This window comes from Mycobacterium lehmannii, assembly GCF_001499925.1.
In the GTDB taxonomy this organism is placed as follows: Bacteria; Actinomycetota; Actinomycetes; order Mycobacteriales; family Mycobacteriaceae; genus Mycobacterium; species Mycobacterium lehmannii.
Window position 1 is genome coordinate 118,889 of the sequence record NZ_LQIR01000002.1, and the last position, 10,891, is coordinate 129,779.

The window sequence follows — 10,891 nt, forward strand, 5'->3', positions numbered from 1 at the left end:
TCAGGAAATCGCGTGGGCGGATCTGATCGCCTGGTCGCAGACCTCGCGGACCGTGGACTCGCGACCCGGTGCGCTCTGGCAGCCGATGGCGATGCGGACACCGTCATCGACCAGAACGGTCCATGCGACGTGATGGTCGGCGCGCAGTTCCCGGTAGGTGACGCCTGCTCGTCCGGCCGGCGCGCCAGCTGGGTTGAAGTCGACGAAGACGTCGTCGGGCTCACCTGCCAGGGCGCTTCGCAACGCGGCCGCAGTCTGGGCGAGGTCCGCGTGCGGCGGGTCCACCGACTGGGTGAGGTGAAGCGCGACGTCGGCGTCTGACGGCGAGGTGATCTGTGCGCGAGCCGAGCCCGGGCCGGACGTGATGTGCTGCACCGACCACGCCGCGGGCACCGTCACCTGAACTCGGCCCTCCACCAGCAGGGTTGGTGCGACGTGCTGTTCCCGGTCGCCGTCACCACTCAGGACGAGTCCGCCGCATATCGCTATCGTCGATGCGACGACTATGGTCAGCACCGTCGCTCGTCGTGGCTGGTGCGGCTCACTGTCGGCGGTGACGGCATCGGGCGCGGGAGGTTCGGCTTCTGGTCGACGAACTGCGTCTTCGTGGGCGAAGCGGACCTCAATACCGTTGCCGCGCAACTCTTCAGCGATCACGTCGGGCAGCGGTCCGAGGCCAGCCGGGGCGTCGATCAGCACCGGCCCCGCGCATCCGACCGCTGCGACCACTCTGTTCGCCACTTCGTCGTCGACATTGGCGATGACGACGGCGGTGGCGGCGAGACGGGTGACAACCACCAGCTCCGCAGCGATCTCGATGACGGTTGCGCGAATCTGCCGCTGGAGCACCGCGGTGCGCCCGATCACCTCGACGCTGGTCGCCGTCGTCGCTTCGCGTACGCGATCGATCCGTGCGTTCGGCCACCACGTCGGGCATACGAGGACAACATGGTCGGCGCCGCCCACCGCGGCTGCCATCAGCTGGGACCAGAGTTCGCGCGCGGGCACCGCCGCTTCGCCGACCAGTGCGAGATCGTCGTCGATGGCTTCCAGCGCCGACGAGACCAGTTCGCGATCAAGCGGATTGGCTCCGTGTATCGAAGCCGGTCCGACCTCGACGAGGGTGCGGCTCATGGCGGATCCACCCAGCCGACCTGGATCAGACGTTCACCTTCGCCGCGCGTGATCAGCGTGGCGCGCCCCGGCGGCATCGACGAGGGCCGGACCGAGCCCATCAGCACACCGTCGTCCACGCTTGCGCTCATCATGACGCCGAGGCACCCGATCTCCCGCATCCTGGCGACAAGTGGGTCGAACATCGCCCGCGCGGCACCTCCCGATCGGCGAGCGACGATGACATGCAGGCCGAGGTCGGCGGCGTGCGGCAGGAAGTCGGCAAGCGGGGTCAGTGGATTGCCAGTCGATCCGGCCACCAGGTCGTAATCATCGACGACGAGGAATATTTCAGGCCCGGACCACCACGATCGGTCGCGCAACTGCTGTTGTGTCACGTCTTCGCCGGGCATGCGCGCCTCGAGCATCCCGAGGAGCTTGGGAATCCTCGCGGTCAGCGCAACCGGCGATGCGGCGTACCCGGCAAGGTGCTCGGTTTCCACGACGCCGAGCAGAGAGCGCCGGAAATCTACGATCTCGAGGCGCACCTGGTCGACGCGGTGAGTCCGGACGATTTCGTGACACACCACGCGTAGCAGAGATGTCTTGCCACAGCCGCCTTCCCCGAGGACCAGCATGTTCATCTGCTCGGCGAAATCGACAGTCACAGGGGCCAACTCGTGCTCGTCGAGACCGAGGACCATCGTCTCGGGCGGTTGCACGCCGTGTGCGACCAACTCGGGATGTCGCACGAGCGCGGGAAGCAGCTGGATGCGCGGGGCGGAGCGGCCGCGCCACTGCTGTCGGTGCCGCTCGACGGTTGCGGCCAACGCTTCGCCGAGCCCCTCGGTGCTGGGCACACCGTCGAAGCGCGGCAGCGCGATCATCATCTCGCGCCCGTCGGCGGTGATACCCCGCCCCGGAGGGCAGTTGGTCAGCGACCGGGCGCGGCGGCGGTCCATCTCCGACTCGGCCGGGTCGCCGAGTCGCAGTTCAATGCGCGTCGCGATCTGATCCTTCAACGCGGGCCGCAGTTCGGGCCACCGCGAGGCGGTGATCACCACGTGCACGCCGAACGCGAGTCCCTGCCCGGCTATCGCGGTGATCGGCATCTCCAAGTGTTCGAGCTCACGACGCAGGTGAGCCCATCCGTCGACGACGAGGAAGACGTCGCCGTGAGGGTCGCCGGCCGCAGCAGGATCCTGCGCAGCGCGACGGGCGCGATACTCGGTCATCGACCCGATTCCCATTGTCCGGAAGAGCTTTTCCCTCGACCGGATCAGTGATTCGATGACGGCGACCGTGCGTCGGCACAGGTCCGTATCGGATCGACCGGACACCGCGCCGACGTGCGGCAGCTCCGCGAGGCGCGTGAGCGCCCCACCCCCGAAATCGATTATGTACAGCGAGATGTCTTCGGGGCTGTGTGCCTCCGCGAGGGCCAGCATCAACGTTTGCAGGGCCGTCGACTTGCCCGATTGAGGAGCGCCGACGATGGCGACGTTCCCCGCGGCCGTCTGCGCGACGAGTAGATCGCGGCGTTGTTCGAACGGAATGTCCACCAGACCCATCGGGACACTGAGCGGATCTTTCGCCCCTGTCGACATGACCAGGTCGAGCGTCGGAGGCGCGGTGAGCGGCTCCAGCCACACCCGGTGTGCGGCGGTTCCTCGGTCCGCGACTCGATCCAACACCGCGTCGAGGACGGCCGGCGCATGTTCGGCATGCTCGTCATGGTCCGTCGGCGGTGTGGCGGTGAAGATCATCGGCGCCGCAATGTCGCTCCCGGCTTCGGTGTTCGGTCGAGGACAGGGTCCGGAGACGAACGCCGTCTGGAACCGGATCAAGTCCCCGGCGGCCGTCTTCAGCAGAGCCGCGCCCGGCCTGCCGGGCAGCGTGTGCGCGTCGGGCACACCCAGTACGGCCCGGGACTCACCGGCGGAGAATGTCTTGAGGCAGATGCGATAGGACAGGTGGGTGTCCAGACCGCGGAGTCTGCCCTCGTCGAGTCGTTGACTGGCCAACAGCAGGTGGATGCCCAACGACCGGCCCAGCCTGCCGATCGCGACGAACAACTCGGCGAAGTCGGGATGCTGGGCGAGCAGCTCGGAGAACTCGTCGACGACGATGAACAGCGCGGGCAGCGGCGGCAGTCGAGCGCCGCGTGACCGAGCCCTGGCGTAGTCCGCGATGTTGACGAAATTGCCTGCCGCGCGGAGTAACTCCTGCCTGCGGTGGATCTCCCCGGCCAGCGCGTCACTCATCCTGGCCACGAGGTGCGCTTCGCCTGCCAGGTTGGTGATCACGGCCGCGACGTGTCGTGACCGTTCCAAGCCGAGAAACGTCGCTCCGCCCTTGAAGTCGACGAGGATGAAGTTGAGCACCTCTGGCGGGTGTGTCGTGATCATGCCCAGCACCAGTGTGCGCAGTAGTTCGGATTTTCCGGATCCCGTTGCGCCGACGCAGAGACCGTGGGGGCCGATGCCGCTGCGGGCGGCCTCGTTGATGTCGATCAGAACCGGCGTGCCGTCGTCTGCGACGCCGATGGGTACCGGCCGCACATGTCGGGTTGGGGACCACACGTTTTCAGGCGTCAGCCGGTTCGGTTGGTCGATGCCCATCAGGTCGAGCCAGTCATGGACCGCCGACATGCGGTGCGTTCCACCGGCGGGTGCGGCGTCGGACCCGTGGGCCGCCAACTGTCGTGCACACATCGTGGCCTGCGTCAGGGTCAGCGAGTCCGGCTCGCAAACCGTCTCACGGCGGTCACCGATGCGCACGGTCAGGTGCTCGCCGTCGACACGCAGACACGCCACGGATTCAACCGGGTCGGCTCCGATCGCGAGGATCGTGACGCCGCTCGTCTCCGTCACGACCTCGCCGGTCCGGCGTCTCTCCGCGACGACCACGAGGTGCCTACCGGCAGCACCGCCCCGGGTGCGGGATGAATGCTCGTGGTGCGGCAGCCATTTGAGCCAATCCCACTCGTGTGACGTTTCCAGATCCGTGACCGCCGTTATCGCCACCTGGCGAGGATCGTGGTGTGTCGCGAGTTGGCACACCATCGCACGCACCAGCCCGCGCGCGGGTTCGTCATCGCCGCACACCGCGATGACACCATGATCCCGGAGCGCGACCGCGATCGGCGATCGCGGCACGACCGAGCGCTGCCGAATCAGCGTGTGCACCGCGGACACTGTCACTGGATCCCGATCGTCGACCGCACCGAGATCCGGCTCCACCAACGGCGTGCACAACGTCTGCGCACCGACACCGACCCGGACGCAGCAGAAGTCGTCATCGTCGGGGTCCGGTCGCGCCGTTCGCCGGCTGCCCGCCGATGCCCACAATAACTCGGGTGCCGGGTGGCGCGAATACAGTTGGCGGCGTTGCTCGACGGCCGTGACCACGACCTCCTCGTCGATACCGTCGAGATAACGCAGATAGCTCCGCCGATTGCGGTCGATCTCGGCGGCTCGGTCCGCCCCGCCGCGGGCTCCGTACAGCATCGTGCCGAGCACCGACATCACCATCATCACCGGAAAGAATGCGAACATCGGCGTGCGGTTCGCGCCGGCGCCTGAGGTGAAGTACACGGCCATCATGCCGACTGCTGCGACGAGCATGGCCAGCGGGAGCAGGCGCGCGAGGGGACTGGTCGAAGTCGCTTTCGGCAGCGCCGGTGGTGATTTCACCACGACGCCGAGCGTTTTCCGGGATGACTCCATCGAGAGATGGGACGCGCCCGGGATCCGTTCGGTTCCATCCACAGCCGACCAAACAAGTGTCGTGGACCCGTCGTCGGCGGCGTTACGGTGACCACACGGGCACCGTAGGGGGGATGCGATGGCTGGTTCAGGCTGCCGAGTCAGCATTCACTTCGATGGGGCGGATACGGCCCAGACTGTGGATCTGGCGCTTCCCCGCCGGGCCTACCTGGGCGACATGCTTCCGTCGATCGTCGAGTTGGTTCAGCCCGATCATCGCGAAGCCGGAGCCCAAAGGCGGTGGCGGCTACACCGAATCGACGGATCAGCGCTGGACGAGTCACTCACGTTGCCCGACAACCAGGTCCGCGACGGAGAGGTGCTGTGGCTCAGCGCCGAGGACGTTTTTGACCCGGTCTTCGCCGACCGCGATGCCACCCGCACGGTGACCAGGCGGCAGCCCGCGACCGGCGGTGTTCCGCGCATGCTGTGCGTGGCCGGCAGCGTGGTCGCCGCGGGGATCGGCGGTACCGCGCTCTTATGGTCGGCCGGCCCAGCTGGCCGCACGCTTCCGGTTCTGATCAGCGCCACACTGACCTGCGCCGCGGTCACCACCGCCGCCGTCGCCGGGCGTACGCACTCGGAACCGTGGCTGTGCACCACCTTAAGCGTGATCGCGGTGATGATGGCGGCGGTGACGGGCGCCGTCGCGGTACCTGGCGGCCCGCTCGCCGCGCATCTGCTGCTTGCCTCATCGGCGGCGCTGGCCACCGCGGCGGTCTCGTTGCGCCTCAACGGTCGTGGTCTTGTGCCGCTCGCAGCGATCACCACCACGTCCCTGCTGTGCACCGCGGCCTCGGCGGCCTCGGTCGCATGGCGCCTCGGTGGGACGGCTTCGGGCGCGTTGCTCGCGGCACTGGCGCTGGCGACGCTGAGTCTGGCCCCGCGGCTGGCCATTGCGCTCAGCCGCATCGGCCCCGCCCCGCCGGACGACGACATGGATCGCCTTCCCGACGTTGTTGAGGAAAGCGAGGCGGCGCGCGCCCACGACCTGCTGACCGCAATGGTCGCCGGCGCATCGATCGCCGCGGCCATCGCCGCCGTGTCCGTTGGCTACGGTTCCTCCGAGGCGCGCGAGTTCTCCGTGCCGGCTGCGGCGTTCGACGGTGTCGCCGGTGCCGCGCTGTTACTGCGCACCCGTATTCATATCGGGACTGCGCGTCGCGCTGCGTTGGCAGCGAGCGGCTTCGTCGCGCTCACAGCGGCGTTCGTGATCCTCGCCGTAGCCCTTCGGCAGCACGCCCAGTGGTTGGGGGCTCTGGCCGCTGTCGCAGGCACCGCACTTCTGATCCCCCTCCTGCGCTTCACACCCGGCCTGGCGGCGCGCCGCGCTGCCGAGCTGGCCGAGTACGCGGCATTGGCGGCCGTGATACCGCTGGGCTGCTGGATCGCCGGCGTCTTCGGCCTCGTCCGCAACCTGGCGCTGACGTGACACTCCTCATTCGTGTCATCCTCGCCGCCGCATTCGCCTCGGCTCCGCTGATCGTCACCCCCAAGGCGGCCGCGATAACACCGCCGCGCGTCGATGATTCGCTGCTTCCCCACCCGCAATCGCCGGCACCGCCGAAACCCACCGAGCAGACGGATCCATGCACGATCGCACAGAAGGTCGCCCCCGGCGGCGACGCCGCCGGCCAACTGCACGACCTGGACCTTCGGTCGGTATGGCAACTCACCAGGGGAGCCGGGCAGACCGTCGCGGTGATCGACACCGGTGTCTCGCGCCACCGACTGTTGCCTCGCCTGGTGCCCGGCGGCGACTACGTGTCCAGCGGCGACGGCACCGACGATTGCGACGGCCACGGCACGATCGTCGCGGGGATCGTCGGCGCCGCACCGGATTCGGCTACCGCCGACGCATTCAGCGGTATCGCACCCGAGGCCACGATCATCGCCATCCGCCAGTCGAGCACGAAGTTCAGCGCCGAAGATGCCAGTGGAACATCCGGTTTCGGCGACGTGGACACCCTCGCTCGCGCCGTGCGCACCGCGGCGGACATGGGCGCCACCGTGATCAACGTCTCGACCGTCGCATGTGTCCCCGTGGGCACGGCTTTGGACGACGGACCTCTGGGCGCCGCATTGGCGTATGCGGTCGACGTGAAGAACGTCGTGGTGGTGGCCGCCGCGGGCAATGCCGGCGCGCCGGGACTGTGTGAGCATCAGAATCCGGCCCGGCCGGGACGACCGGACTGGGACGACGTCAAAGCGGTGGTGAGCCCGGCCTGGTACGACGACTATGTCTTGACGGTCGGATCGATCGGACCGAGTGGTGCGCCTTCGGAGTTCACGTTGGCGGGTCCGTGGGTCGACGTCACCGCTCCCGGGGAGCGGGTGGTGTCGCTGGATCGCGATGGCGACGGGTTCGTCGCGGCGCTACCCACATCGACCGGTGACAAGCCGCTCGCGGGAACCAGTTACGCCGCGCCCGTCATCAGCGGCATCGTCGCGCTGCTGCGGTCACGCTCGCCGCAGTTGACCGCCCGGGAGGTCATGCGCCGCATCGAAGACACCGCGCGGCACCCGGCGGGCGGCTGGAATCCGCTCGTCGGTCACGGCGTCGTCGACACCCTTGCCGCGGTCACCGGCGGCGCCACCTCCCCCGCCGATCCCGGCCACCCGACGGTAGTGCCACTGTCGCGACAGCAACCACCGGACGGACACGGGGCGCGTACCGCCACCCGCGGAACCGTCGTCTGCCTGGCGGTCGTCAGCGTCATCGCAATGACGTTGTCGGTGAAGCGGTTACGTCGTCCCCACTCCTCGGCTCGCGACTGACGCGGCCTCGACGCTCAGCTCCGGCCCGCGCGGCAGTCGCGCCAGCAGCGGCCACGGTGCCGGCAGCGGATCGCCGGTCAGCCCGAGCCGCTCGGCCGTCTCTTGATCCCGGATGCCGAAGACCACCCCGGCGTCGTTCACCAGGAAAAGCGTCCCACTTCGTGCACCGTCACCAGTCACGCCTGCCGCTCGCACGTACGCGCTGCGGCCCCCGCTCATCGCGAAGGCGTCGATTCGGGGCCCTTCGGCATCGGCGTGCGCCAGCTGCACCGGCCGCAGCTCAGCGCTGTCGGGTATCGCGTCGCCCGCGCGGGTCTCCGTGACGACCGATTCGGAGGCCGCTGACCACCGCCACCGCGCGCATACGACCGGATCGGTTGCGGCACCGACACGTTCGGGGAACTGTCCGACGGGTAGCTCGTCCACCACAGGGACGGTGCCGACCGCGCCGGGCTCGACGGTGACGATCTCGTGTGCGGCCTGCGGCTGGGTGAACCGGATGAGATCGGCCGCCACCATGCCGATCCGCTGCACTCCCGTCCTCAGTACCACGTAGTGCTGCGACGAGTCGGCATGCGGCACACGGATCACGGCGCCGATCCGCAGTCCGTGCAGCGGCGCCGGCGCGGGCGCTCCGGCGCCGCGGATGGCGGGCGCCGCGAGTTCGGGCACCTCGGGCAGGGTGTCGAGCAAGGTGCGGGTGACCGGCCGTGGCGCAACGCCGTCGAGTTCGAGCGCACGCACCACGGCCGGATTACGCAGATCGACCTTCGCGCGCCGCCCGTCAAAGAGCAGATACGTCGTCGCCGCGCCTTCCCCCGCCGCGCTCACCAGGACGCTGTCCGCCGCGACGCGCTTCTCGTCGGCGGCCCCCACCGACACCGTCGACATCGACGAATCATCCTCGCACACAAGCCATCCCGATTCGTCCTGCGTCAGCGGCGCGCCGATCATGTCAGGGGCGCCCGGGATGCCGAGCGACGCGCCTCTCGAGGCCCGGTCGACGGCCGACGCGCTGACGAGCCGGGGTTTGGCCGCCGAAGCGGTGATCAGCCGGGCCGACGCGAGGTTCGGGACCGGGTGCAGATTGTGGTCGATCCGCACGTAGAGGGCGCCGGTGTCGCGCACCATCACGATCGGGGCGTCACCGAGTCCGCCTCGGGGCTGCAGAAACGCCAGGACGGCGGCCACCCCGAGCCCGATGACCGCCAGGACCGAGCCGACCGACAACGAAAGTGCTTGCGCGCGCATCGGATCGTCGAGCATCTGCACGTCGCCACGGACGAGGGCATGCTGCATGCGCCGCAGCAAGAAGCGGTGTCCGCTGGTCTGCAGTTTGGTGGTCGATCGCACCGTCATCACTCCCCCGCCGAAAGCCTAAGGCTTGCGGGGAGCCCCGACCGTCACCGCTTTCGACCGTGGTCCATGGCTCGCCGCTCCCGGTACGCCGCCACGTGTTGGCGGTTGCCGCAGTTGCCGGTGTCGCAGAACTTGCCCGACCGGTTGCGGGACATGTCCACCAGCACCGCGTCACAGTCCGACGCCGCGCACGTCTTGAGGCGGCGTAGCTCGCCGATGCGGATCAGGTCGGCCAGCGCCATCGCCATCTCCGCGCCCATCCGCTGCCACAGCGGGTCGTCCACCGACGCGAGGTGCAGGTGCCACTCCGGCATCTCCGGATGCCGGGTCAGCCATGGCGAGGCGTTCGTGTCGGCCAGCAATGCGTTGACCGCAGCCACGGTGCTCTCCTCATCGTCGGCGACCGCCCAGATTCGGCCCAGGCGGTCGCGAAGCCGATGCACCGACTCGAGTTCCTCGGCGTCGCGGTCACGGCGGCCCGTCCAGCCGAAGCTGTCGAGGTAGGTGTTCAACGCCGCCATGTCACCGAGCCGCTCACCGTCGACGCGATCGCTGTTGATGAGCTCACACGCGGCCCGCAGGGTGAGCTCGGTGTCATGACTGAAAAGCATTTGACTCATGACGCCTCTCGTCGTTAATGTCAGGAGCGTAGTTCATTTTACTCCTTACATTCCCTCGGAGGTCGACCATGGCCGTGACGGCATCGGGCGCGCGGCCCGCTGCTGACCACTTCCGGCTCGGGCTGATGCTGGCGGTCGGTTCGGCGGTCGCGTTCGGCTCTTCGGGACCCTTCGCGAAGGCGCTGATGACGGCGGGCTGGAGCCCGACCGCCGCGGTCGTCGCCCGGCTTGCAGGCGGCGCGCTGGTGATGGCGCTTTTCGCCAGCATCGTCAGGCGCGGGTGGATTCGCGAAGCGCTGCGTCACCCCACGACGGTGCTCGCCTACGGCGTCGTCCCGATCGCGGGCGCGCAGCTGTTCTACTACAACGCCGTCGCGCACCTGTCGGTCGGCGTCGCGCTGCTGTTGGAGTACACCTCGCCAGTCATCGTCGTCGCCTGGGTCTGGGCCACCACACGCCGGCGCCCGACCACACTGACCCTGGCCGGTGTCGGGCTGGCGATCGCCGGGATCATGCTGGTGCTCGACGTGTTCTCGGGAGCGCACATCAACGTTGTCGGCGTGGGCTGGGGGCTGGCGGCCGCCGTCTGCGCCGCCGGATATTTCCTGATGTCGGCCAACGCCGGCTACCCGGGCGACAACGACGGAATCAGCCCGGTCACACTGGCCGCGGCGGGGCTGATCGTCGGCTCGGTCGCGGTCACACTCCTCGGACTGACCGGGATCATGCCGCTGACGTTCACCGCCGCCGACACCGTCATCGCCGGACACACCACCTCGTGGATCGTGCCGGTCATCGCCCTGGGCGTCATCGCCACCGCGGTGGCCTACACGCTGGGCATCATGGGCATCGCCCGGCTGCGGCCACGCTTCGCGTCGCTGGTCGGTCTTTCCGAGGTGATGTTCGCGGTGCTGGCGGCCTGGATCCTGCTGGGCGAGGGGATCACCCCCACGCAGGCGGTCGGAGGCGCCATCGTCCTGGCCGGCCTGGCGCTGGCACGCGCAGGCGACCGTTCCGAAGCGATTGCCGAGGCGACGTGGCCGCACGGCCCACTCGGGGAGTCGTCCGTGCGAGCGAACTGTTAGCCCCCAGACCCCTTGGTATGTGAGTATGTCCGCGTGACTTTGCTGCGCGAGACGGCCCGACTGGCGGCCGCGGTTGCCGCAGTCGCCGCACTCGTCGGCGGCGGCCAGGAAGTCGTATGACGCGGGATAGTTGACCGCGTACGTGCTGATGGTGCGCCCTCCGGACATA

7 protein-coding genes and 1 pseudogene are annotated in these 10,891 nt (G+C 68.8%); 3 read left to right on the forward strand and 5 right to left on the reverse strand.

The genetic code is table 11. The features are described from left to right. Both AU192_RS03370 and eccCa read right to left on the reverse strand, forming a co-directional pair. The gene (locus AU192_RS03370; protein ID WP_064394312.1) at positions 1 to 1,134 is read right to left on the reverse strand and encodes a type VII secretion-associated protein; all 1,134 of its coding nucleotides are present in this window, start codon (positions 1,132 to 1,134) and stop codon (positions 1 to 3) included. Continuing rightward, positions 1,131 to 4,841: a type VII secretion protein EccCa gene (gene eccCa / locus AU192_RS03375; protein WP_064394313.1), complete on the reverse strand. Its 3,711-nt coding sequence runs from the start codon at positions 4,839 to 4,841 to the stop codon at positions 1,131 to 1,133. The genes AU192_RS03370 and eccCa overlap by 4 nt, the downstream gene beginning before the upstream one ends. A 118-nt stretch (positions 4,842 to 4,959) precedes the next feature. Between eccCa and eccD the strand changes: the two genes are divergently transcribed. Further along, positions 4,960 to 6,312: a type VII secretion integral membrane protein EccD gene (gene eccD, locus AU192_RS03380; protein WP_082694891.1), complete on the forward strand. Its 1,353-nt coding sequence runs from the start codon at positions 4,960 to 4,962 to the stop codon at positions 6,310 to 6,312. Then, a complete protein-coding gene (gene mycP / locus AU192_RS03385) occupies positions 6,309 to 7,658 on the forward strand; it encodes a type VII secretion-associated serine protease mycosin (RefSeq protein WP_064394315.1) in 1,350 nt (449 codons plus the stop codon). The genes eccD and mycP overlap by 4 nt, the downstream gene beginning before the upstream one ends. Here the strand turns inward: mycP and eccB are convergent. Both eccB and AU192_RS03395 read right to left on the reverse strand, forming a co-directional pair. Further along, a complete protein-coding gene (gene eccB / locus AU192_RS03390; RefSeq protein ID WP_064394316.1) occupies positions 7,626 to 9,017 on the reverse strand; it encodes a type VII secretion protein EccB in 1,392 nt (463 codons plus the stop codon). The two genes, mycP and eccB, sit on opposite strands and share 33 nt — an antisense overlap. A gap of 44 nt (positions 9,018 to 9,061) precedes the next feature. Beyond that, positions 9,062 to 9,628: a CGNR zinc finger domain-containing protein gene (locus AU192_RS03395; RefSeq protein ID WP_064394317.1), complete on the reverse strand. Its 567-nt coding sequence runs from the start codon at positions 9,626 to 9,628 to the stop codon at positions 9,062 to 9,064. Positions 9,629 to 9,705: 77 nt separating this feature from the next. Here AU192_RS03395 and AU192_RS03400 point away from each other — a divergent pair, with 77 nt between their 5' ends. Then, positions 9,706 to 10,722, forward strand: a complete 1,017-nt coding sequence (locus AU192_RS03400) for an EamA family transporter (protein WP_064394318.1) — start codon at positions 9,706 to 9,708, stop codon at positions 10,720 to 10,722. 69 nt (positions 10,723 to 10,791) lie between these two features. Here AU192_RS03400 and AU192_RS25880 read toward each other — a convergent pair. Further along, positions 10,792 to 10,891, reverse strand: a pseudogene (locus tag AU192_RS25880) (cutinase family protein); the annotation flags it as partial.

What these genes read in the sequence shown, in the direction of transcription:
- AU192_RS03370 (WP_064394312.1), bottom strand. Translation starts at nt 1,134, where the DNA reads ATGAGCCGCACCCTCGTCGAGGTCGGACCGGCTTCGATACACGGAGCC.
- eccCa (WP_064394313.1), bottom strand. Translation starts at nt 4,841, where the DNA reads ATGGAGTCATCCCGGAAAACGCTCGGCGTCGTGGTGAAATCACCACCG.
- eccD (WP_082694891.1), top strand. Translation starts at nt 4,960, where the DNA reads ATGGCTGGTTCAGGCTGCCGAGTCAGCATTCACTTCGATGGGGCGGAT.
- eccB (WP_064394316.1), bottom strand. Translation starts at nt 9,017, where the DNA reads ATGACGGTGCGATCGACCACCAAACTGCAGACCAGCGGACACCGCTTC.
- AU192_RS03395 (WP_064394317.1), bottom strand. Translation starts at nt 9,628, where the DNA reads ATGCTTTTCAGTCATGACACCGAGCTCACCCTGCGGGCCGCGTGTGAG.
- AU192_RS03400 (WP_064394318.1), top strand. Translation starts at nt 9,706, where the DNA reads ATGGCCGTGACGGCATCGGGCGCGCGGCCCGCTGCTGACCACTTCCGG.